Source organism: Mesorhizobium sp. M0626 (genome assembly GCF_040320665.1).
Lineage (GTDB): Bacteria > Pseudomonadota > Alphaproteobacteria > Rhizobiales > Rhizobiaceae > Mesorhizobium.
Genome location: NZ_JAMYQD010000007.1, coordinates 161506 through 184435, shown reverse-complemented (window position 1 = coordinate 184435; position 22930 = coordinate 161506). Strand labels below are relative to the sequence as shown.

The following is a 22930-nucleotide window of genomic DNA, read 5'->3' as shown; positions in this document are numbered from 1 at the left end:
CACATCCCAGGGGTCGCACATGACCGGGCAGAAGCGCTCCCACCATCGACTGAAACGAGCGGTCGCACCCTATCTCTATCTGTCACCATCGCTCCTCATAATCGGCCTTCTGATGCTGCTGCCGATGGTGACGGTGATTGGCTATTCGTTCCAGAACAGCGCGGTGCTGCGTCGCGACCCGTCCTTTGCCGGACTGAAACACTACCAGGCGATCTTTGCCGATCCGGTGTTCTGGGCCTCGCTGTGGCACACGCTCTACTTCACCTGCATGAGTGTCGTCTTCCATATGACCATCGGCATGCTCTTCGCACTCATGCTGAACAGCGACCGCATCAATCCGACGCTGCGCAACATCCTGCGCGTGCTGTACATACTGCCCTGGCTGTTCACCGCGGTGATTATCGCGGTGATCTGGCGCCTTCTGCTTGAGCCGAATGGTGTCGTGAACAGTGTTCTCATGCAGATCGGCATCATCGGTTCCAAGGTCGAGTGGTTTTCCTCGCCCGCGACCGCGCTGCACGCCGTCACCTTCGCCAATATCTGGGCGGGCTACCCGCTTTTCATGGTCAGCCTGCTCGCAGGCTTGCAGGGCATTCCCAAGGATTTCTACGAGGCCGCCGATATCGACGGCGCGAAGGCCTACCAGAAGCTGATCTTCATCACCATTCCGCAGCTGATGCCGATCATCATCAGCATCTCGCTGCTCGACTTCATCTGGACCATGCAGGTCTTTCCATTGATCTGGATAACGACGGGTGGCGGTCCGATCTACTCGACCGAGGTCCTCAGCACCTACACGTACAAGCTGGCGTTTTCGAGCTACAACCTATCGCAGGCCTCGGCGAGCGCCGTGGTCATCCTGCTGATCTCTCTCGGCCTGACGCTGTTCTACATCCGCTATCAAAAGGCTCGGTAGTCACATGAGGAAAAGGCACACGCCCAAAGACAGGCTGATCACCGCCGCGCTCCATGTCGCGCTTGCCGCAGGGCTCTTTTTCGCGGCCTTCCCGATCTACTGGATGCTGAGCAGCTCGTTCAAGTCGAACACCGAAATCTTTGCCCTGCCACCAACCGTCCTGCCGAAGGCCTTCACGCTGGAAGCGTATGCGGCCATCCTTGGTGATCCGGTAAAGCTGCGCTTCTTCTTCAACAGCTACTTCGTGGCTGGAGCGGTGACCGTGCTGACGGTGCTGATCGCCTTGCTGGCGGCCTATGGGTTCAGCCGTTTCAATTTTCGCGGCAAGGGCAGCCTCAACACGCTCATCATCAGCACGCAGACGATCCCGCCGATCACGCTTTTGATCCCGTTCTTCGGGCTTGTCGTCTCGTATGGCATCTTCGACACCTATGTCGCGCTGATCCTGACCTATCTGGTGTTTACGCTGCCCTATGCGATCCTGCTGATGACGGGATATCTGAACACCTTGCCCCGCGACCTCGATGAAGCGGTGGCTGTCGACGGCGGCACCAGTTGGACCGCACTGTGGCGGGTGATCGTCCCGATTTCACTGCCTGGTATCGTGGCGACGTCGGTCTACACCTTCCTGTTGTGCTGGAACGAATTTCTCTTTGCGCTGACGCTAACGAAGTCGACGTCCATGCGCACCGTCCCGATCGGCATCCAGCTGTTGATGGGACAACACGCCTTCGAATGGAACCAGATGATGGCGATGAGCGTGCTCGGCTCGCTGCCACTGCTGGTCATCTACCTGGTTGCCCAGAGGTTCTTCCTCGCCGGCATGACCGCGGGCTCGGTCAAGTAGGGTATCCCTCGAACGGAGGTGGAATCAAGGAATGAAAGGATGACCGTGAAAGACCTGAAAGTCGGCTGCCAGACCTTTACCTGGGAAATGCTCGGGGACCGCTTCGCCGGCGGCCCGGACGATCTGCTCAAGGCGATCGCCGATGGCGGCTATGCCGGCATCGAGATCACCGAGACGATGATCGGCCGCTATGCCGAAAAGCCGGCGGAGTTCGCGGCCGCGCTGAAATCATCCGGACTGACGCTCGTCTCCTTCGCCTTCGGCTCGAAGAGCGGTTTCACGCTCAGGGATGAGATCGGCGCCGACCTCGAGACCGCCAAACGCTGGATCGACTTCGCCGCCGCCTTTCCCGGCGCGCTGGTGTCGATGGGCTCGGCCACGATCGTTTCCGACGGGCCGCGCGACGGCAAGTTTGCCATCGCCGCCGAGGTCTACAACAAAGCCGGCGAGCTCGGGCGCGAGGCCGGCGTCCAGGTCGCGGTGCATCCAAGCTCGCATCACAATACGCTGCTGTTCGACCGCGCCGACTACGACCGCATCTTCGGGCTGCTCGACGCCTCGCTGGTGGGCTGGGTGCCCGACACCGGCCACATCTTGCGCGGTGGCCAGGACATGGCGGATACGCTCACCACTTATCGCGACCGCATCCGCTATTTGCATCTGAAGGATGTCGACGCGTATGGAACCTGGGCGATGCTCGGCAAGGGCGTCTGTGACACGGCGAAGGTGATCGAGATCGCTGGTGCTGCACCCAATTTCAACGGCTGGCTGGTGCTGGAGGAAGAATCCGAAACGGCTGCCGCCGACCCTGCCGGCGCCGTCAAAACCAACCGCCAGACAATGCGCGGCTACGGAGCCTGAGACGATGACGACGAACAAGTCCCTGTCCGGCCCCGCCGCAATTGCCGCTCTGCCGCGCAACCGGCTTATCGGCGAGTTTTCGCTGTGGTCGGCCGACCTCGCCAATATGGAGCGCGATTTGAAGCGCATCGAGACCCATGTCGATGTTCATCATATCGACGTCGCCGACGCCCGATTCACCCCTGGCTTTCTGTTCTTCCCGGACCTGGTGGCGCGCATCGCCAAGCTCACCGCGAAGCCTATCCATGTCCATTTGATGGTCGAAGCCGAGATCGTCGAGGAACAGACGCGCCAGTTCATCGAGGCCGGCGCCGACCTGATCAGCGTGCATGCCGAAAACGGCGAGACCGGTCTGCGGGCCGTGCGGCTGGCGCGTGAACTCGGGGCCGAGGCCGGCGTGGTGCTGCGGCTGGAAACACCGGTCGCGGCCGTCACGCCCTTCCTGCCGGAAGTGGCGTTCGTGACGCTGCTCGGCACTTCCATCGGCGTCAAGGGCCAAAGCCTGTCGGAGCAGGCGTGTCCGCGCCTGATCGAGGCGCGCGTGCTGATGCGCAAAGCCGGCCGCGAGGCCGACATCGTGCTCGCCGCCGATGGCGGCATCCGCCACGAGACCGTGCCCTTACTGCGCGCCGCAGGTGCGGAGACCGTGGTGCTGGGCTCGCTGGCCTTCGGCGATCCCGACCTTGCCCGGCGCATGGCCTGGCTGCACGGGCTGGAGGTCGCCGCCTGATGACCAAGCTTGCGCTGGCCTTCGATCTCGGCGGCACGGCGCTGCGCGGTGCGCTGGTCGAAAGCGATGGCCGCATCGTCGCTCATGCTTCAGCGCCGACGCTTGCCGGTGCGGGATCCGAGGCGGTGATCGGCCAGATCGTCGCTCTGGCAGGCACGCTGCTTAGGGAACACCCGCAGGCAAACGTCGCCGGCATCGGCGTCGGCGCGCCGGGACCGCTCGACCCCAAGGCGGGCATCGTGATCGCGCCGCCGACGCTGGCCGGCTGGCACGACGTGCCGCTGATCGACATTCTGGGGCAGCATTTCGGCCTGCCGGTGCGGCTGGAAAACGACGCCAATGCGGCGGCGCTCGGCGAATGGCGTTTTGGCGCCGGACGCGGCAGCGGATCGCTGGTGTTCGTGACCGTATCGACCGGCATTGGCGGCGGCGTCGTCGCCGATGGCCACATCTATCACGGCAGGCGCGGACTGGCGGCTGAGATCGGCCACATGACCATCACCGGTGAAGGCGACCGCTGCTTTTGCGGCGCCATCGGCTGCTTCGAGGCCGTTGCCTCCGGAACCGCGCTCGGCCGCCGCGCCACGCGACTGACCGCGCCGGGCGACGGCTCGCTCTTACGACGGCTGTCAAATGACGGTGACGTCTCGGCCAGGCATGTCGTAGAGGCTGCCAAGGCCGGCGACGCCAACGCTCTCGACCTGATCGAGGCGGAAGCAAAATGGCTGGGCATCGGCTTCACCAATCTCTTGCATCTCTATTCGCCCGATCTGATTGTCATGGGTGGCGGCCTTTCCAACGGGTTCGACCTTCTGGCACCGTCGATCAGAGCGGTCATCCAGCAGCGAGCGATGCCGGCCTATCGCGACGTGCCGGTCGTGCAGGCTGAACTCGGCGACCGCGCCGGGCTGATCGGCGCCGCGAGCCTGATCCTGTGGGAAGGCGAACCGGGTGCGCCGCTGGCGATGGCGCAGGACGACAAGGACAGAGGCGCGACCCCCGATGCCACGGAGGCACGCCATGGCTGAACTCGAGCTGCGCGGCGCGCGCGAAGATGGTGAATGGTCCAGTTTTGAATGCAGCGCCAAGGTCCCCGAAGAGGACCCCTACCCTTCGCGATTCCAGCTGGCGTATTTTCGGATCGTTTGCCGCTTGTCTTCCGACAAGCCAACAAGGAGACTCTCCTCGAGATAGCCTTGCCGGATGAGATTGGCGAAGACCTGTATTAGCTGTGAATAGCGATAGTCGAACATCTGGTCGATCTTCCGTCGCTGCTGCCGCAGAAAGTCTTCGACATCCCACATTTCGGAAGGCGTTGCCGCAACGTGGGCCCTGCTCTTGAGTTCAGCCAACGTCTTGTCGAGCGCCACCTTCAGCGCTGCGTCATAGGCAGTGCGGGCGACTTTCTTTTCGGACGGAGACCATTTCTCATCAGCGGTCATCGACTGTCTCTATCGTGTTCGCGGCGGCCGTCATCCGGTAACCCTGGGACGCAGGACCCCGCCTTTGGGACCAATCTACTTTCCGCAATGGTGATCGTTGACCTTGTTCAGCGCATTCGCGTCCGGCCCGACCCGGTCGTAAGAGCACGGGCCGGCCGCCGTGGTGATCAGCATTTTGTCATAGTAGCGCGGGCCGCCGAACAGGGCGTAGATGAGGTCGCGATGGGCGGGGACGTAGCGTTCGGGTTCTGGCTGACGATGGCGATGCTTGTCTTTGGCGACAGCCGCTGTGGACAGGCTGCAGCCGACAGCGAGAGCGAGCATGCAGGTCGCAAAGATCTTGGTGGTCATCGGCAGTACCCCTTCTGACGGTTCGGAATCGCAGCATATCCAAAAGCGCCTGCCGAACAAAGGTTCCCTCGCCGGCATTGCCGGCCGGTGCCGAAATCAGCCCGCACTGCGCGCGCGCCGCCGTTCGGCTGCAACCAGGAGGTCGACGAAAGCGCGCACCTTGGCCGGCCTGAAGCGCGCCGGCGGGAAGACGGCATGGATGCCACCGGACGGCAAGGTCCAGTCCGCGAACACCCGCACCAGCCGGCCGCGCGCAATGTCGTCGGCGACGCTGTAATCCGGAAAGATGCCGAGGCCGATGCCGGCCAGCACGCAGGACAGCACGCCTGGTGTCTTGTCGCAGCTGACGACGGGGTTGAGTTCGGCCAGCACCGTTTCCGTGCCCCTCGAGAACAGCCATTGGCCGACCCCGCGCAACTGGGCGTTGCCGACCCAGGGCAGCGACTTCGCCTGCCTGGGGCTGGCTTCCCCAGGCAGCCTGGCGGCCAGTTCCGGGCTGGCGACGACGAATTGCTGCAGGCTGCCCAGCCGCCGCGCCAGATTGCTGGAATCGGCAAGCCAGCCGACGCGGATGCCAAGATCGATCTGCTCGTCGACCAGGTTGCTGACCGCATCGTCGAAGATCGTCTCGACCCGCATTTTCGGGTATTTTCTGATGTAGGCGGCGATGGTCGGCGCCACCACCTTCTCGCCATAATCGAGCGGCGCCGTCAGCCGCAGCGTCCCCGTCGGCTGCGCCGCTCGCTGCGAAATGTCGCCATAGGCTGCCTCCGCCTCGCGCAGGATGATCGCGGCCCGGTCATAGAACAGACGACCCTCTTCGGTCGCCGTCACGCGCCGGGTCGTGCGCCGCAACAGCGTAGCGCCAAGCTCTTCTTCGAGCTTGCCGACCTGATGGCTGACCACAGCCTTGGCAACATCGAGACGGTCGGCAGCGGCCGTGAACGAGCCGGTCTCCACCACGGTGGCGAAGTAGACGAGCCGGTTGAGATTGAGGAGTTCGGTCACAGGCCGCTCATTGTCTGATTTTATCAGACAGTTTGTATGATTGATCGCTATTTTTCGCAAGCGGTCCAGCTGTCATCTATCGGGCAACAGAATGAGGCCGCCATGACCAATGCAACCCTAACCTATCTTTTCGACCCGCTCTGCGGTTGGTGCTATGGCGCCACGCCGATGCTGGATCGACTGGCCGCCGGCGGGGCCGCACTCGATCTGTTGCCGGTGGGGCTTTTCTCCGGTGCGGGCGCGCGGCCGCTGGATGCAGGTTTTGCCGCCCATGCCTGGGACAATGACCAGCGCATCGCGCGGCTGAGCGGACAGCGCTTCAGTCAGGCCTATCTCGACAATGTGCTCAATGTCAGCGGCACCTTGCTCGATTCTTCCGCTGCCACCATGGGCATCAACGCCGCCGGACTGGACGACTGGCGCCAGCGATTTGCGGCGCTGAAGGCGATCCAGCATGCCCGCTACGTCGACGGCCGCGATATTGTGACGGTTGACGGCGTCGCCGCGGTACTGGCCGACGCCGGCATGAGCGACGCGGCAAAGCTTTTGAAAGCGCCGACGCAGGCGTTTCTGGCGAAGCATGACGACCTGGTCAGCCGCGGGCGGGCATTGTTCCAGCGGCTGCATGCCAATGGCGTTCCCGCGCTCGCGGTGATCGGCCAAACGGCGCCGCGCCTGATCGGCGCCAACGCGCTGTTCGGCAGCTACGACAATCTCGTCGCTCACATCGAGGCGGCGTAGTCCCAGAAACTCTCCCCAGACGAAATTCTCCCCAGACGAAAGGAAAATCCCCATGAAAATCGCACTTATCGGCGCGTCCGGCCAGGTCGGCTCGCGCCTGCTCAAGGAACTCTCCGATCGCGGTCACAGCATCACCGCCATTGCCCGGCATCCAGACAAGATCGCGGCACTTCCGGGCGTGATTGCCAAGAAGGGCGACGTCTTCGACAAGGATGGCCTTGCCGCCCTGATCAAGGGTCATGACGCGGTGATCTCCTCGGTGCATTTCCTCGACAGCGATCCCGATACGCTCATCGCAGCCGTGCGTGCTTCCGGCGTCAAACGCTACCTCGTCGTCGGCGGCGCCGGCAGCCTTGAGGTTGCGCCCGGCAAGCGCCTGGTCGACACGCCGACCTTCCCTGATATCTACAAGGCCGAGGCGCAGAAGGGCGCCGACTTCCTCGACACGCTGCGGACGGTCGACGATCTCGACTGGACCTTGCTGTCGCCTTCGGCGCTGTTCGTCGCCGGCGAGCGCACCGGCAAATACCGCATCGGCAAGGACACGCTGCTGACGTCAGACAAAGGCAGCAGCATTTCCTTCGAGGACTATGCCATCGTCATGGCCGACGAGATCGAAAAGCCGGCGCATATCAAGCAGCGCTTTACCGTCGGCTACTGAGCGCACTTCATTGACAGGCGGGCCACTCGACGGAGTGGCCGGCGCCGGTTCCTATCGACGATAGTGCCATCGGAGCCTCCGATGGCACTATCGCTTTCTTCCGTTTCCACTCCTGCCGCCGGTCTGCGAACTCTCGCCCGGAGCGGTTCAGGACAGGAACGGAAACATGGCAGACATCGCAAAATCGAAAATCGCTATCGTTGGCGGCAGCTCCGGAATGGGGCTGGCGTTGGCAAGGCGGTGCCTGGTCTCAGGCGCCGAAGTCATCATCGTCGGCCGCAGTGAAGCCAGGCTCAAGCGTGCCGGCGAGGCGCTGCAGAACCCTTCCGCTTTGAGCGCCGTCGCGGCCGATATCGCCAGGGAGGATCAGGTCGCTGACCTGTTCAAGCGAATTGGCCGGCTCGACCATATCGTCAGCACCGCCGCCGACATCGAAGGCGCCTATGAGCTATTGCCTTCAGTCGACCTGAAGGCGGCGCAGCGGGTCGTCGAAAGCAAATTCTACGGGCCGCTGCTGCTCGCCAAGCATGGCGCGCCGCAGCTTTCGGCCAACGGCTCCATCACCTTCACCTCAGGCATTGCCGCCTACCGGCCGGCGGCGCGCGGCTCGGTCGTTGCCGCCGTCAACGCTGCGCTGGAAGGGTTGGTGCGGGCGCTGGCGGTCGAGCTGGCGCCGGTCCGTCTCAACGCCGTCTCGCCGGGCTGGGTCGACACGCCGATCTGGAGTTTTGTGGCCGGCGACAAGAAGCACGAGACGCTCGATGCAATGGCCAGGCGCCTGCCGGTCGGCCGCGTCGGACAGCCGGACGACATTGCCGATGCCATCGCCTTTCTGATGGGCAACGGTTTTACGACAGGGACGGTTCTGCATGTCGAGGGCGGTCACCGGCTGATCTGAGCGCAGCGAAATTCCTGGCCGCGGCCGCCAGCAGCAGTTTCAGCGCCGGCGGCTGGACGCGCCGGCGGCGCCAGATCATGACCAGCGACGCCGTGCGGGCCGGACCCGGCCATGGCAATTCGACGATCTCGCCGCGATCGAGCGCGTCGGCAACGGCCAGCCGCGGCACCAGGCTCACGCCGACACCAGTCGCCACCAGGCCCCCAATGGCGCCGATGCTGCCGACTTCGGCGGCAAGTTCTGGCGCTGCAATCTCGGCAAAGGCAGTGTCGAACAGATGCCGGTAGACGCATCCGGTTTCCGTCACCACGAAACTCATCGCGGCGAGCGCGGTTAGGTCGTTCTGTCGCGATGCGGCCGCATGCTCAGCTGATGCGACAAGGACCAGCGGCTCGGCCGATATCGTGCGCCGGGCCAGACGTTCGTCCAGACCGCCCTTGTCGAAACAGAAGGCGACGTCGATCTCGCTCTCTTCGAGCTGCCGCAGCAGGGCATCGCTGCCGGCGATTTTCAGCCGCAGACCGATCTCCGGGTGGTCGCCTCGAAAGGCCGCCAGCCATTGCGGAAGTCTGACGGTCGCAATCGTCTCCAGCGCGCCGACCGTAACCGTTCCGGCGGTCATTCCCGTCGTTGCCTCGACGGCAATACGCGCCTCCTCCGCCAGTTGCAGAATCTCTTCCGCATAGGGTTTCAGCGCGTCGCCGGCCGTTGTCAGGTCGAGGCCGTGGCGCGAGCGGATGAAGAGGACGACACCAAGTTCGCTTTCCAGCGACTGGATCTGGTCGCTGACGCTCGACTGCGCCAGATGAACCTCCCGCGCTGCGCGGGTGATGTTGCGGTGCCGCGCCACGGCGAGGAAGGTCTTGAGCAATCGTGGGTGCATGCCGTTTCCGGATCTGTCTCTGTTCGACATTTCGGGCTTGGCTGGTCCATTTGCAACCCTGTTCCATTTGCAACCCCGGTCCATTTGCAACCCCGGTCCATTTGCAACCCATTGACGCCGGCGTCATCTGGTTGCGGCAGACCGAAGGGCCAGAATTTCGCGGCAATGACCCGCAAGTTTTCCCACGGCCGGCGCGGTGGCCCAAGAGATCGCCTCTGGCAGATCGCATCGTACGTATGCTCTATGCCAAGCTGATTTCCAGCACCGATGGAAGGACCGACATGCCCCGCCCGCAAGGAACCATCGCCCCGATCCTGACGCCGTTCGAGAACGATGGCCGCATTGCCCGTGACCTTTGGATCTCACACGCCAAATGGGCGCTGGGCCAGGGCGCGCATTTCCTGTCGCCGTTCGGCACCACGGGCGAGGCGCTGTCGCTCTCGCTCGACGAGCGCATGCAGGCGCTGGAATGGCTGGTTGCATCAGGCATTTCGCCGGGGCGCATGATGCCCGGCACCGGCGTCACCGCACTGCCCGAAACCGTCGAACTGTCGAAGCACGCGGTCGGCCTCGGCTGCGCCGCCGTGATGGTGCTGCCATCGTTCTTCTACACGGCCGCCGGGGACGATGGCCAGGCGCGCTACTACAGCGAGCTGATCGAAAGGGTGGCCAACCCGGCGCTGAAGATGATCCTCTACCACATCCCGCAGAACTCCGGCGTGCCGGTAAGCCCTGCCCTGACCGCCCGGTTGAGCGCGGCGTTTCCAGAGACGGTCGTCGCCTACAAGGATAGCGCCGGCGACTGGAACAACACGGCGGCGGTGATTGCCGCCGCACCCGACGTCGCGGTGTTCCCCAGCTCGGAGGCGCAACTGACCAAGGGGCTCGCCAGTGGTGCTGCGGGCTGTATCTCCGCGACCGTCAATCTCAACGCTGCGGCCATCCGCGCCCTCTACGACGCGACGATCGCTGGCCAAGACGTCACGGAAGCGGACGCCGCGATCAGGGCGTTCCGCAAGGTGATCCAGGATGCAGGCCTGATCCCGGCAATGAAGGCCGTGCTGGCGGTGCGCTCCGGCGACAAACGCTGGCTCAACCTGCGCGCGCCGCATGAGAATGCGACGCTGGAAAGCGGCAAGGCGCTGCTCACTGCGCTCGGTCCCGCAGCCGATCACATTGGCCGAGGTCACGCATGATGGCGGTTGGCGCAACCCACATGCTCGCATCTTTTCAATCGGCCTAAAGTGACGAGCCTGCCGCCTCTAACGCCGACACGGGCTTAAGCGGTCGCGGACGATCAGCCCCTTTCAGGCACAGTGCGATACCGCCATTGGCCCTTGAACGGTCAAAATCGAGGCGTACCATCGCGGTATCTGAAACTGAGTCTGTTTTCATTCGTCTGGGCTAATGTCCGGATCGGATTGGGTATTTTCCTTGGCAATGGATGCAACCCGCGGCGCAGCGATGCGCGGCAAATCGTTTGCCCATGTGGCGGAGGCGTCCTGGGGCAAGGGCCTCAGCACGCTGCTGCGCATCGTGCGCATGACGCTGCGCCATCCTTGGCAAGTTGCGATCACCATCGCCTCGACCTTCATTGCCGCGACGCTGCAGCTGTTCATCCCGCGCCTGCTCGGCCACGCCATCGACCAGGCGCAAGGCGTGATGGCTGGAGGCGGCGGCGCGGCGGCTGAGCAGGCGCTGTGGACGACGGCGATCACCTTGCTCGTCGTCAGCATTCTGCGCGGCCTCTTCACCATGGCGCAGAATTATTATGGCGAGGCCGTTGGCCACCGCACCGGCTATGAGCTGCGCCTGGCCTTCTACGAGAAGATCCAGCGGCTGAGCTTCTCCTTCCATGACCGGGTGCATACCGGCGACCTGATTACGCTTGGCCTGCTCGACCTCGACGGCGTGCGCATGTTCTTTTCCACCGGCATATTGCGCGTGGTGCTGCTCGGCGTGCTGATCGGCGTCGGCTCCTATCTCCTGATCAGCACCGATCTCGAGCTCGGGCTGCTCAGTCTGAGTTTCGTGCCGTTCGTCGCCTGGCGCTCCTCGGTCACACAGCTCAGGCTGCGCAGCACCTGGCTGACGCTGCAGGAGCGGCTGTCAGTGCTGAGCCGGGTGATGGACGAGAACCTCGGCGGAATCCGCGTCGTGCGCGCCTTTGCGGCGCAGCGGCATGAGCTGGAAAAATTCGACCGCGCCAAGAAGTCGGCGCTGGAGCTTGCCGACCAGCGCGTCGACATCCGCGTCTCTAACACCAGCGCCATGAATTTTTCCTTCCTGGCGGCCATGGGCCTGGTGCTGTGGTTCGGTGGCCAGAAGGTGATCGCGGGCCAGATCAGCGTAGGCACGCTGGCGCAGTTCCTCACCTTCATGACCATCCTGCAGATGCCGGTGCGCCAGCTCGGGCTGATGGTCAACTCGTTCGCCCGCGCCTCGACCTGCGGCACAAGGCTGTTCGAACTGCTTGACGCCGAACTTGACATCGAGGATGCGCCTGATGCCAAGGATCTCGTGGTCACCGAAGGCTTGCTGCGCTTCGACAATGTCGGCTTCCGCTACGCGGGCGCCGGCGGCCGGCCGGCGCTGTCGGGCATTTCCTTCGAGGCCAGGTCCGGCGAGACCGTCGGCATTGTCGGCCCGCCTGGCAGCGGCAAGTCGACCATCGCGCATCTGATCCCGCGCTTCTACGATGTGACGTCAGGCGCGATCACCATCGACGGGCAGGATATACGCGAGGTCACGCTGCAATCGTTGCGCAAGGCGGTCGGCGTCGTGCAGCAGGACGCCTTCCTGTTCACCACCTCGATCGAAAACAACATCGCCTATGGAAATCCCTGGGCGCGCGAGACCCGCATCGGGCAGGCGGCTGAATACGCCCAGTTGCACAATTACATCATCGGGCTTCCGGCCGGCTACACCACGGTCGTGGGCGAGCGCGGCTCATCGCTTTCCGGCGGCCAGCGGCAGCGCCTGACCATCGCCCGCACCCTGATGCTGCGGCCTTCGGTGCTGGTCTTCGACGATTCCACCGCGGCTGTCGACGCCGGCACCGAGCAGCGAATCCGCACCGCGATGAAGCGCTTCGCCAAGGACCGCGTGACGCTGATCATCTCGCACCGGCTGAGCTCGCTGATGCATGCCGACCAGATCCTGTTCGTCGAGAATGGCCGCATCTCCGAGCGCGGCACGCACCAGGAATTGTTGGCGCTGGGTGGACGCTACCGCGCGCTTTACGACCTGCAGCTGCGGCCGGACGACGATTTGCCGGTGGCGGTGGGAGCCGCATGATGTCGACACAGAACGACGACCAGAAGGAAGACACCAGCCGGCGGCCCACAAGGGCCGTCGTCGGTTCGCACCGCGACGAGGAAGAGGTCTTCGGCAAGGTCTACGATCCGCGCATCGTGCGCCGCATCTGGAGCTTCGTGAGACCGTATCAGGGCCGGATCTTCATCTCGGTCGCCGCCGTTTTGGTGTTCACTCTGACGCAATTGGCGATCCCGCTGGTCATCCGTTACGCCATCGACCACGGCATGGCGGCGGGCAAGGCCGACAGCTCCGTCATGAACTGGGCCATCGGTGCCTTCGCCCTGATCATCCTGATCAACTATGCCGCCAGCTATATCCAGGAAAGCGTCGTCGGCAAGGTGGCCGAGAATGTGCTGTCGGATTTGCGCCGCGCCATGTTCAGCCATCTGCAGCGTGTGTCGCTGAGCTTCATGGACAAGACCGAGGTGGGCCGGCTGATGTCGCGCCTGCAGGGCGACGTCAATTCGATGCAGGAATTCCTTGAGACGTCGGTGATGTCGGTGGGCGACATCGTGCTTCTGTTCGGCATCGTCAGCGTGCTTTTGTGGCTCGATTTCCGGCTCGGTCTGCTGACGCTATCGACCATGCCGGCGTTGTTCATCGTGCGCCTGTTCTGGCTGCCGCGCGCCAAGGTCGCCTTCATGGCCGCGCATGAGACCAACTCGATCGCCAATGGCGCGCTGGCGGAAGGCATCCATGGCGTGCGCACTGTGCAGAGTCTCGAACGCCAGCACGTCAATTTCGACCTCTATGACGAGAAGGTGCTGGCCAATCTCAGGGCTCACCTGACCTCGGCCAAATATGCGCAGGTGATGGTGCCGATCGTCGACACGCTGACCGGCATTGCGATGGCGACGGTCATCGTCGTCGGCGGTTCGATGGTGCTGTCGCACAGCCTCGACATCGGCGTCATGGTGGCGTTCCTGTTCTACATCCAGCGCTTCTTCGACCCGATCCGCTCGCTCACCATGCAGTACAGTGTCATGCAGCGCGCCATGGCGTCGGGCCAACGCATCTCCGAAGTGCTGGACGTGCCGGTCGACGTTAGCGACAAACAAGGCGCGGTGGCGCTGACGCGCGACATGGACGGTTCGGTCGAGTTCAGGAACGTCACCTTCGGCTACCGGCAGAACCAGCCGGTGCTGAAAAACATGTCCTTCCGCGTCAATCCCGGCGAGACGGTTGCGCTTGTCGGTCCGACCGGTTCGGGCAAGTCGAGCTGCATGGCGCTGGTGCACCGCTTCTATGATGTCTGGTCGGGCGAGGTGCGGGTCGGCGGCCACGATGTGCGCGATGTGACGCAGGATTCGCTCGGCGACCAGGTGGCGATGGTGCTGCAGGAGCCATTCCTTTTTTCCGGCACGGTGCTGGAGAACATCCGCTACCACAAGACATCGGCTACCCGCGAAGAGGTTGTGCGCGCCGCGCAGGCCGTCGGCGCGCACGACTTCATCAAGCATTTGCCCGATGGCTACGACACCGAGCTCGAACAGCGCGGCGGCAATCTGTCCCTCGGCCAGCGCCAGCTGATCAGTTTCGCCCGGGCGCTGGTCGCCGACGCAAAAATCCTGGTGCTCGACGAGGCCACGGCGAGCATCGATTCCTACACCGAGATGCTGATCCAGAAGGCACTGGTCACGCTTCTGGAAGGCCGCACCGGGCTGGTCATCGCGCACCGGCTGGCGACCATACGCGGCGCCGATCGCATCATCGTTCTACAGAACGGCGAGATCGTCGAAAGCGGCAACCACGAGCAGCTGATGGCGCTCAAGGGCCTCTATGCCAGGCTCTACAACATGAACTACGCATCGTTCGACGATATTGCCGAGGAAGACATAGGCGCGCTGGCCGGCAAGGCGACGTGAGCTGCTGCCGGTTCGGCTCGACTGGAAATAGTGCGGGGCCAAAACTCGTCGTCGACCAATTCGGCTTCAGATGTCGACACGTTTCAGCTCGCCTTCCAGCGTAAGCCCGGCGTCACGCCTGCCGGCGCGTTCGGGTGGACGAGCCGCCGGCCGCCTTAAGGGCGATCCCGCGTAAATTCTGAATTCTACGCGCCGCCCAGCGCGCGCGATGGCCCGCCCAGCTTGCGCCTGAACCTCAGCAAACGCCGTGATGATGGCTTTCGTTCCTTAGCCGTCGGATGAAAATCGCCGGGGAACAGGAAGGCTTGCTGGGAGTTTAGTTCTTCGAGCCGCGCCGTGAACGGCGCGGCAGCGAAGGAGACGGCATATGGGCCTGGGTACCATTCTTATTATCATCCTGATCATCGCGTTGCTCGGCGGCTTCAGCGGCCTCGGCGGCGGCCCCTTCTACGGCACTGGTTACTATGGCGGCGGTGGCCTCGGGCTGGTGCTGATCATCGTGATCATTCTGGTTGTTCTCGGGCGAATATAGCGTCGCCATTGGCGGCCGCCGAGTTCTACGGCGGCCGCGTTTTCGCCTGACATTGAGGTTTGAAGACATGGCAGCTGAAGACATTGCTGGTCCGGAAACACTGGGCCGGCGTCGGTGCGAGCGAGAGCGAACGCGACGAGCTGGGATATCCTAATGGTGGCACGATCCGAAGGCGGCGGGCGTAAGCTGCAGACCCCGACACCCGCCTGGCGGCCGTGGCGTTCATCGAGGCGGATCGGACGCTTCGAGGAACCCAGGACGGCGACGAGGCGGGTTCGGCCTTTCTCGCTCTTGTCGACAAGGGCAGCATCGGCCCGAAGGCCGCAATGGCAGGCACGCCTTACGCCTGAACGCGGTCAACCCGCCGTAGTTCCGCCAGCAGAAACACCACCAGCACGCAGCACAGAATGCCAAGCGACGATGGCAGTCCCTGATGTCCGGTCAGTTGCATCGCCAGCCCGGCCACCGGGGAGCCGACGATGCCGCCTACGCCCCATACGAACGCGAAGGCGGCATTGCCGGCGATCAAGGCTTGACCGGTGAAACGCTCGCCGAGCTGGATCAGCGACAGCGTGTAGATCCCGAACGAGACCCCGCCCCAGACGAAGAAGAGCGGCCAGATAAGCCACGTAGCGAAGAGCAACGGCAACAGCCAACAACCGGCCAGGCAAGCCAGGACACAGAACAGCATCATCGGCTTCGAGCCAAACCGTTCGGCGGCGCGCCCAAGCACGACCTGCAGCACGGCATTGCCGGCGATGAAACAGGTGATGAGCGAAGCGATGCGCTGCTCAGTGCTGCCGAGCGCGGCACCATAGACGGCGAACAGCGAAAGCAGGACTTGCTCGAAGACGGCAGCCGTGAAGACTGCAAACAAGAGCAGCGGCGCCCGGGCGAAGAAGCCGCCGACCGACACCGCTTCGCCCTCACGCGGCATGTCGGGCAGGCGTGGCGCGACGGCAAGCACGATCAGGCCGCAGACAAGGAAGGCCGCGCTGCCGATGATGAAGGGTGGCCATCCTTGCGTGCCGACCAAGCCTAGCGACAGCGGGCCGAGGCCAAAGCCGGCGGAAACGATGGAGGAGTATAGGCCCATGATGCGGCCTCGGCGTGCGGCGGGTGTGATCGAGACCAGCCAGGTTTCACTGATCACGTAAAGCGGATTGGCAAAGAAGCCGAGCAGGAAGCGCAACGGCATCCAGGCCCATACATCCTGCGTCCAGGCAATCGCGATCAGGACGGTTGCTGCCAGGATCGAACACACAACCGCAAAGCGCGCCGCGCCCACCCGCCGGACCAGCGCCGGCGTGAAGAGCGACGATATAATGAAACCCAGAGGCGTCATCGCGGCCGAGAGGCCGATAAGGCCCGGTGTCGTCCCTTGCCGTTCCAGGATGAAGCTGAGCAGCGGATAGGTCAGCCCCTGTGCTACGGCGAACACCGTAACGGTCGCGATGATGCCGGCCATCGCGACCCATGCGATGCGGTTCTCTGGCGGTGACGTCGCGTCTTCGGCGCTCATGCCGGCTTCGAAGCAGGATCGGCACGTTCCGGCAAGTGCAAATGCCGGCAAAACGCCGCGGTACGCCCAAACAGGCGGGCGGGTCTTATCCGCGACATCAGCTCACACTTGCCAGAAGCGTTTGACGATTTCGGCCTCGACCTGGCGTCTGGTCAGACCGATATCGTCGATCAGGTGCGGATTGGCCTCCGCCATCTGCTTGAGGTCCCAGCGAAAGCGTATCCGCTCGCGCCAGGCCGCGATCATGCCCCGCGGGCCCGTCGGACGCCTGCCCGATGACACCGCCTTTTCCGGCAAGGCTGCACGAGCAGAAGCAAGGGTATCGTTCATGGCAACCTCCATTCGGTTTGAGGAGCGACAGCCCTCGGCTTGAAAGAGGTTGAATTCTGCCGCATGCGGACGGCGCCGTAATTAAGCGCAGCCAAATAGTTCTCAAAAGTTCCAAACTGGCTAGAGCACCTCGCCGTTTCATGGAAACGACGAGGCGCTCAACTCTTTGTTTTGACGCCATACGTCCGTGAAGCGCTCCGCGCTTTCCCGTGGGAAAACCGCCTTCACACCTTTCCTGGAATTGCTCTATAGATGCGCGTTATGCAGGGATCGCGCTTTGCCTTTGGTCCGTTCGTGCTTGATCCGGGTGCGGGAACGCTCCTTCGGGACCAAGTTCCCGTAGCCGCCGGCCACCGCGGACTGCAGCTGCTGGCGGCGCTCGTCGCCCGGCCCGGCGAGATCGTGGCCAAGGCCGAGTTGATGGATGCGGCATGGCCAGGCACCGCCGTTGAGGAAGGCAACCTCACCGTCCAGATTGCGCAATTGCGCAAGCTGCTTGGTCCGGCCACGAACGGCGGAGAATGGATATCGACCGTTCCGCGCGTCGGCTATCGCTTCGCCGGCGCCATCGAACAGCTCGGCGACGAGAAGCGACAGGCTTTGCCGCTGCCCGCCAAACCGTCGATAGCCGTGCTGCCCTTTGCCAATTTCAGCAACGACCCCGAGCAGGAAGCCTTCGCCGACGGGTTGACCGAAGACCTGATCACCGACCTGTCGAGGATTGGCGGCCTGTTCGTCATCGCGCGCAACTCGACCTTTGCCTACAAGGGCAAGGCGGTGGATGTGCGCGAGGTCGCCAGGGAACTTGGCGTGCGCTATCTCTTGGAGGGCAGCGCCAGACGCGCCGCCGGGCGCGTGCGCATCAACGCCCAGCTGGTCGACGCGCTGAGCGGCGAGCATTTGTGGGCAGACCGCTTCGATCGCGGCCTGGAAGATATTTTTGCCGTTCAGGACGAGGTGACGGCCAAGATCGTCGAGGCGCTGCTTGGCCGGCTGCGCGCGCCGCTGCCGCGCAACCGGCCCCGAAATCTCGAGGCCTACGATCTGTGCGTGCGAGCCCGCAACCTGATCGACGTCTCGCCGGAGACGGCGCGCGAAGCGCATCTGTTGCTGACGCGCGCGCTTGCGCTCGATCCGGACTATGCCGAAGCCTATCGCTGGCTTGCCATGAACCACTGGATGGGATGGGTGCATTGGGGAGAGCCCATTGAGCCTGCCCGCGGCCTTGCCCTGGAACTGGCGCGCAAGGCTGTGGCGATCGATCCCAACGATGCCGGCTGCCACTGGGTGCTTGCTAACCTGCTTGCCTATGAGCGCAGATTCGACGAAGCGGATGTGGGATTTGCCAAGGCGTTCGAACTCGACCCGAACGAGGCCGATGCCTGGGCGACATTGTCCGACATCGCGGTCCTGGCCGGGCGCGTCGAGGACGGCCTCGACTATATCGGCAAGGCGTTCCGGCTGAACCCGTTTCCGGCAAGCTGGTACTACCTGACGCTCGGCCAGGCGCAATATGCGGCGCGCGACTATGAAGCCGCCGTCGGGACGACGCGCCGGGACGAGACGTATCGGACAAGCTCGCGCCGTTTCCTTGCGGCAAGCCTTGCGCAACTCGGCCGGATCGATGAGGCGCGCGCCGAGGTCGACCTGTTCCTTGTCGCGAACCCACATTTCACCACCCGCCACTGGGTCGAGACGGAGCCGTTCCGCGACACTGCCACGCTCGACCATTTCGTCGATGGCTTCCGAAAGGCCGGACTTCCGGAGTGACGGACCGGCGTGCTCGATCGATGCAGGCACCGTCGGTTGCGGCTCAATCTGCCAGTGTTTGCAAGTCGCGAGGCCGCTGACCGATCTTGCTTCCGCGAGCAGTCATCCAACAGCGATTGCAGCGAAGCGGCGCGCGAAACCTCTGTCACGGTGAAGCCGGCTGGAACGGCCAACGATCGATCCGGCCGCGGGTGAGCGCTGAGTGGCGGCGGGCGACTACCTGTTGCGCTCTCGTCTGCAATGCCGGCATCGCGGTCGCCGTGGGCAATGATCGGCTTGCCTCGTTGAGCTTTCGACGCGCTCCGACAACTCGCGATGATTTTTCTAGATGCCGGATGATTTTCTAGATGCCGTTTGTCGAAGCATGATCTTTTCCGAAAACCGTTTCCCACTTTCTGGATCACGCTCTAGCGGCTGGCGTGATCGGGCAGTCCGCGCAACCTGATTATCTGAGCGCCCTTTAGCTTTCCTTGTTTGAGGCCGGCGGCGGGAGTAATAGTCGCCACGGAATTGCGAGGAGGAAAAGATGACGCTGAACTTCGACCCGAAGGCGAAGGCCACGGCGTTGTACCATGGCGAATTCCGACCGATGTTCATTGGCGGCAAGTGGGTCGCGGCGCGGTCCGGCCAGGGCATGCAGGCACTCAATCCGGCAACAGGCGAGGTGCTGGCGACAGTGCCGCGCGGCGGGGCTGCCGATATCGACTCGGCGGTGGCCGCCGCGCGCGCGGCCTTCGAAGGCCCATGGTCCAAATTCTCGCCCTACGAGCGGCAGTGCGTGCTGCTCAGGATCGCCGATCTGTTCGAGACGCATTGGGAAGAGCTCAGCGTTTCCGACACGCTCGATATGGGACTGCCGATCACGCGCACGCTCGCCAACCGGCGCCGCGTCATCGGCATGCTGCGCTTCTATGCCGGCATGGCCACCGCGCTGCATGGCGAGACGATCGACAATTCGATTCCCGGCGAGATCGTCACCTTCACCCGGCGCGAGCCGGTGGGCGTCGTTGGTGCGATCATTCCCTGGAACGCGCCGACCGCCGCCTCGATCTGGAAGATCGCGCCGGCGCTGGCGACAGGCTGCACCATCGTGCTGAAACCGTCCGAGGATGCGTCGCTGACGCCGCTGCTGATCGCGCAACTGATGCAGGAAGCCGGCGTGCCCGACGGCGTCGTCAACGTCGTCACCGGCACCGGGGCCGAAGCCGGTGCGCGGCTCGCCGAACATCCAGACGTCAACAAGATCGTTTTCACCGGATCGACGCTGACCGGCCAGGCCATCGCGCGGACAGCCGTGGCCAACCTCAAACGCGTTTCACTGGAGCTCGGCGGCAAGTCGCCGATCATCGTCTGCCGCGACGCCGACATCGACAAGGCTGTTCCGATCGCGGCGATGGCGGTGTTCGTGCATTCGGGCCAGATCTGCATTGCCGGCTCGCGGCTGTTCGTGGCGCGCGAAATCCATGACGAGTTCGTCCGCCGGCTCGCCGATTTCGCCGGCAGACTGCGGATCGGCCATGGCATCGAGGCAGAGACGGAAATCGGACCGCTCATCAATGCCAGGCAGGCAGGCAAGGTGGAGGGCTATATCAGGGCCGGCAGCGACGAAGGCGCCGAACTGGTCGCCGGTGGCTCGCGGCTGACCGGCGAGCTCTACGATGGCGGCAACTTCATTGCGCCGACGGTCTTCGGCGCCGTGTCGGACCAGATGACCATCGCGCGCGAGGAGATTTTCGGCCCGGTCATTTCGGCGATGCCCTTCGACACGCTCGACGAAGCGGTGGCGCGTGCCAATGCGACGCCCTATGGCCTGGCCGCCGGCATCTTCACCACGCATCTGGGCACCGCGCACAAGCTTGCGCGGCGGGTCAAGGCCGGCTCGGTCTGGGTCAACATGTACCATGCCATCGACCCGGCGGTGCCGTTCGGCGGCATGAAGATGTCGGGTTATGGCCGCGAGGGCGGCATCGAGCATCTGCACGAGTATCTGGAGACCAAGTCGGTCTGGATCCAGACCGACTGATATTCGCGCGGCGTACTCTGCGAAATCACGATGAAACCAAAACGGCCAGGACGGCGGCGCAGTCACCGGCTTTGACCAGGCCGGGGAAATGCCGCGCCGCCAGAATGCCGGACATTTTTGCCCGGATTTCCTGCGGAGCGATGCCGGTGCGGCCGGTGGAATGGATGCGCGCCAGCACCGAGCCTTCTTTCACAGGCTCGCCGAGATCGACCATGGTTTCGATCATGCCGTCGTCCTCGGCGAAGGAGAAGCAATCGCCCGACGGCATGTCGAGCCACTGCGTCGGGCTCTTCTCTACTGCACCGGCGACAATGCCGGCATGACGCAGCACATTGCTGATGCCGCGCCGCGCAATCCGCACCGTCTGTGCGCGCGAGGTGCCGCCGCCGCCAAGCTCGGTGCTGACGAAGACCTTGCCCATTTCCTCCGCCGCCGTGTCGTACATGCCGACGGAGTCGATCTCGATCATGCGCATCGAGAACGGGGCAGAGAACGCCGCGACCGCATCGAAGGCTTTCTGCTCCAGCACCTTGTCGGGCACCGTGTGGGCGGCACAGAAGGGCACGAAATCCAGTGTCTTGCCACCGGAGTGGAAGTCGAAGACGAGGTCGGCGCGGGGCAGCAATTCGCGCTGGAAATAGTCGGCGATCTTTTCCGTCACCGTGCCGTCGGGACGGCCGGGAAAGCTGCGGTTCATATTGCCCTTGTCGATCGGCGATGTCCGGGTGCCGGCGCGAAAGGCCGGATAGTTCATCGCCGGCACGATGATCACCGTGCCGCTGACCTGTTTGGGATCGAGCGTGCGGGCGAGATCGTAGAGCGCCAGCGGCCCCTCATACTCGTCGCCATGATTGCCGCCGGTGAGCAGGGCAGTCGGCCCCTTGCCGTTGCGGATGACGCAGATCGGGATCATCACCGAGCCCCACGCCGAGTCGTTGCGGCTGTAGGGCAGGCGCAGGAAACCATGTTGCACGCCGTCCTTGTCGAAATCGACGGTCGGGGCGATCGGGGATGGGCGAAGGCTAGGCATCGGGCTCAATTCTTCACCACCAGTTTGCGCGGTACATTGGCGAGGCACTCTACACCGGTTTCGGTGATCAGGATGGATTCGGTGATTTCCAGTCCCATGGTCTCCAGCCAGAGACCGGTCATGAAATGGAAGGTCATGCCAGGCTTGAGTTCGGTGCGGTCGCCGGGGCGCAGGCTCATGGTGCGTTCGCCCCAATCCGGCGGATAGGAGAGACCGATGGAATAGCCGGTGCGGTTGTCCTTGACGATGCCATATTTCTTCAACACGGCGAAAAAGGCGTTGGCGATGTCCTCACAGGCATTGCCGGGCTTTGCCGCCGCCAGCCCCGCCTCCATGCCTTCCAGTGTCGCCTTCTCGGCATCCAGGAATTCCTGTGTCGGCTTGCCGAGAAAGACGGTGCGCGACAGCGGGCAATGGTAGCGGTTGTAGCAGCCGGCGATCTCGAAGAAGGTGCCCTCGCCCGACTTCATCGGCTGGTCGTCCCAGGTGAGATGCGGCGCCGAGGCGTCGGCGCCCGACGGCAGCAGCGGCACGATCGCCGGATAGTCGCCGCCGATGCCGTCGACGCCGCGCGTGCCGGCATCGTAGATCTCGGCGACCAGATCGCATTTGCGCATGCCGACCTGGATCTTGTCGACGATGCGCTGGTGCATGGCTTCGACGATACGAGCCGCCTTGCGCATATAGTCGATTTCAGTCGGGCTCTTCACCGCGCGCTGCCAATTGACCAGCGCTGTCGCGTCGACGAAGCGGGCGTTGGGCAGGTGCTTCTGCAACGCGGCGAAGGCGGCAGCCGAGAACCAGTAATTGTCCATCTCGACGCCGATGGTCAGCTTGCCCCAGCCGCGATCACTAAGCACGCTGGCCAAAAAATCCATCGGGTGGCGCTCGGTCGACTGCACGTAGTGGTCGGCATAGCCGACGATGTTGTCATGCGCGAGATAGGCGGTGCGCTTGGCGCCATTGGCATCCTGGCCGCGGCCGTACCAGACCGGCTCGCCCGATGGGGGCACAATCACTGCTTGGTGCACATAGAACGACCAGCCATCATAGCCGGTCAGCCAGGCCATGTTGGAGGGGTCGCTGATGACAAGCAGATCGACGCCTTTCCCCTCCATGGCTTTCCGCGTCTTGGCGAGGCGATCCGCAAATTCGGCGCGCGAGAATTTCAGGTTCGGTTGCATTGTTCTTGGTCCTCGTTT

The 22930-nt window shown here is 63.7% G+C and carries 22 protein-coding genes; 14 read left to right on the top strand and 8 right to left on the bottom strand.

Annotated elements, in window-relative coordinates; genetic code table 11:
• Window positions 1-19: 19 nt before the first annotated feature.
• The 5 genes from NKI37_RS10945 to NKI37_RS10925 are packed head-to-tail and all read left to right on the top strand — an operon-like array spanning window position 20 to window position 4382.
• A complete protein-coding gene (locus NKI37_RS10945; RefSeq protein WP_023699786.1) occupies window positions 20-916 on the top strand; it encodes a carbohydrate ABC transporter permease in 897 nt (298 codons plus the stop codon).
• Between the two features lie 4 nt (window positions 917-920).
• Window positions 921-1763: a carbohydrate ABC transporter permease gene (locus NKI37_RS10940; RefSeq protein ID WP_023726308.1), complete on the top strand. Its 843-nt coding sequence runs from the start codon at window positions 921-923 to the stop codon at window positions 1761-1763.
• Window positions 1764-1802: 39 nt separating this feature from the next.
• A complete protein-coding gene (locus NKI37_RS10935) occupies window positions 1803-2624 on the top strand; it encodes a sugar phosphate isomerase/epimerase family protein (protein ID WP_352787650.1) in 822 nt (273 codons plus the stop codon).
• A gap of 4 nt (window positions 2625-2628) precedes the next feature.
• Window positions 2629-3354 (top strand): ribulose-phosphate 3-epimerase, encoded by a 726-nt coding sequence (locus tag NKI37_RS10930; protein WP_352787647.1) that lies wholly within the window; start codon window positions 2629-2631, stop codon window positions 3352-3354.
• On the top strand, window positions 3354-4382 hold the full coding sequence (locus NKI37_RS10925; protein WP_352794433.1) for an ROK family protein: 1029 nt from the start codon (window positions 3354-3356) through the stop codon (window positions 4380-4382). Before NKI37_RS10930 ends, NKI37_RS10925 begins: the two co-directional genes overlap by 1 nt.
• 78 nt (window positions 4383-4460) lie before the next feature.
• Here the strand turns inward: NKI37_RS10925 and frp are convergent, their stop codons facing one another.
• The 3 genes from frp to NKI37_RS10910 all read right to left on the bottom strand — a co-directional run bounded on the left by frp (window position 4461) and on the right by NKI37_RS10910 (window position 6155).
• Window positions 4461-4796: a fluorescence recovery protein gene (frp, locus tag NKI37_RS10920; protein WP_352787641.1), complete on the bottom strand. Its 336-nt coding sequence runs from the start codon at window positions 4794-4796 to the stop codon at window positions 4461-4463.
• 75 nt (window positions 4797-4871) lie between these two features.
• A complete protein-coding gene (locus tag NKI37_RS10915) occupies window positions 4872-5147 on the bottom strand; it encodes a hypothetical protein (protein WP_023729215.1) in 276 nt (91 codons plus the stop codon).
• Between the two features lie 96 nt (window positions 5148-5243).
• Complete coding sequence (locus NKI37_RS10910; RefSeq protein WP_352787638.1) at window positions 5244-6155, bottom strand: LysR substrate-binding domain-containing protein; 912 nt, start codon at window positions 6153-6155, stop codon at window positions 5244-5246.
• 102 nt (window positions 6156-6257) lie between these two features.
• Between NKI37_RS10910 and NKI37_RS10905 the strand changes: the two genes are divergently transcribed.
• The 3 genes from NKI37_RS10905 to NKI37_RS10895 all read left to right on the top strand — a co-directional run bounded on the left by NKI37_RS10905 (window position 6258) and on the right by NKI37_RS10895 (window position 8455).
• Entirely contained in the window at window positions 6258-6896 is a 639-nt protein-coding gene (locus NKI37_RS10905; protein WP_023823542.1) for a DsbA family protein, read from the top strand.
• 52 nt (window positions 6897-6948) lie between these two features.
• Window positions 6949-7557 carry an NAD(P)-dependent oxidoreductase gene (locus tag NKI37_RS10900; RefSeq protein ID WP_023738386.1) on the top strand — a complete coding sequence of 203 codons (609 nt, stop codon included), beginning with the start codon at window positions 6949-6951 and terminating at the stop codon, window positions 7555-7557.
• Between the two features lie 166 nt (window positions 7558-7723).
• The gene (locus NKI37_RS10895) at window positions 7724-8455 is read left to right on the top strand and encodes an SDR family oxidoreductase (protein ID WP_352787634.1); all 732 of its coding nucleotides are present in this window, start codon (window positions 7724-7726) and stop codon (window positions 8453-8455) included.
• Here NKI37_RS10895 and NKI37_RS10890 read toward each other — a convergent pair.
• The gene (locus tag NKI37_RS10890) at window positions 8406-9338 is read right to left on the bottom strand and encodes a LysR family transcriptional regulator (RefSeq protein WP_352545044.1); all 933 of its coding nucleotides are present in this window, start codon (window positions 9336-9338) and stop codon (window positions 8406-8408) included. The two genes, NKI37_RS10895 and NKI37_RS10890, sit on opposite strands and share 50 nt — an antisense overlap.
• A 281-nt stretch (window positions 9339-9619) precedes the next feature.
• On the opposite strand from NKI37_RS10890, the gene NKI37_RS10885 reads away from it, so the two are divergent.
• From NKI37_RS10885 to NKI37_RS10870, 4 genes are all read left to right on the top strand, one after another.
• Window positions 9620-10534 carry a dihydrodipicolinate synthase family protein gene (locus tag NKI37_RS10885; protein WP_023738384.1) on the top strand — a complete coding sequence of 305 codons (915 nt, stop codon included), beginning with the start codon at window positions 9620-9622 and terminating at the stop codon, window positions 10532-10534.
• A 268-nt stretch (window positions 10535-10802) separates the two neighbouring features.
• On the top strand, window positions 10803-12635 hold the full coding sequence (locus NKI37_RS10880; protein ID WP_245260393.1) for an ABC transporter ATP-binding protein: 1833 nt from the start codon (window positions 10803-10805) through the stop codon (window positions 12633-12635).
• Window positions 12635-14521, top strand: coding sequence for an ABC transporter ATP-binding protein (locus NKI37_RS10875; RefSeq protein ID WP_352787631.1), 1887 nt, complete (start codon window positions 12635-12637; stop codon window positions 14519-14521). The genes NKI37_RS10880 and NKI37_RS10875 overlap by 1 nt, the downstream gene beginning before the upstream one ends.
• Before the next feature lie 367 nt (window positions 14522-14888).
• Window positions 14889-15053 carry a DUF3309 family protein gene (locus NKI37_RS10870; protein WP_023667887.1) on the top strand — a complete coding sequence of 55 codons (165 nt, stop codon included), beginning with the start codon at window positions 14889-14891 and terminating at the stop codon, window positions 15051-15053.
• A gap of 340 nt (window positions 15054-15393) precedes the next feature.
• Here NKI37_RS10870 and NKI37_RS10865 read toward each other — a convergent pair whose 3' ends face one another.
• Window positions 15394-16575, bottom strand: coding sequence for an MFS transporter (locus NKI37_RS10865; RefSeq protein WP_352787628.1), 1182 nt, complete (start codon window positions 16573-16575; stop codon window positions 15394-15396).
• 102 nt (window positions 16576-16677) lie between these two features.
• The gene (locus NKI37_RS10860) at window positions 16678-16905 is read right to left on the bottom strand and encodes a DUF1127 domain-containing protein (protein ID WP_023692229.1); all 228 of its coding nucleotides are present in this window, start codon (window positions 16903-16905) and stop codon (window positions 16678-16680) included.
• A gap of 252 nt (window positions 16906-17157) precedes the next feature.
• On the opposite strand from NKI37_RS10860, the gene NKI37_RS10855 reads away from it, so the two are divergent.
• Both NKI37_RS10855 and NKI37_RS10850 read left to right on the top strand, forming a co-directional pair.
• Window positions 17158-18675 carry a winged helix-turn-helix domain-containing tetratricopeptide repeat protein gene (locus tag NKI37_RS10855; RefSeq protein WP_352787626.1) on the top strand — a complete coding sequence of 506 codons (1518 nt, stop codon included), beginning with the start codon at window positions 17158-17160 and terminating at the stop codon, window positions 18673-18675.
• Between the two features lie 526 nt (window positions 18676-19201).
• Window positions 19202-20698 carry an aldehyde dehydrogenase family protein gene (locus NKI37_RS10850; RefSeq protein ID WP_352787623.1) on the top strand — a complete coding sequence of 499 codons (1497 nt, stop codon included), beginning with the start codon at window positions 19202-19204 and terminating at the stop codon, window positions 20696-20698.
• A gap of 25 nt (window positions 20699-20723) precedes the next feature.
• On the opposite strand, the gene doeB is transcribed toward NKI37_RS10850, so the two are convergent.
• Window positions 20724-21728 carry a N(2)-acetyl-L-2,4-diaminobutanoate deacetylase DoeB gene (gene doeB, locus NKI37_RS10845; protein WP_352787620.1) on the bottom strand — a complete coding sequence of 335 codons (1005 nt, stop codon included), beginning with the start codon at window positions 21726-21728 and terminating at the stop codon, window positions 20724-20726.
• A 5-nt stretch (window positions 21729-21733) separates the two neighbouring features.
• Window positions 21734-22912, bottom strand: coding sequence for an ectoine hydrolase DoeA (gene doeA / locus NKI37_RS10840; RefSeq protein ID WP_352625509.1), 1179 nt, complete (start codon window positions 22910-22912; stop codon window positions 21734-21736).
• Window positions 22913-22930: the final 18 nt, after the last annotated feature.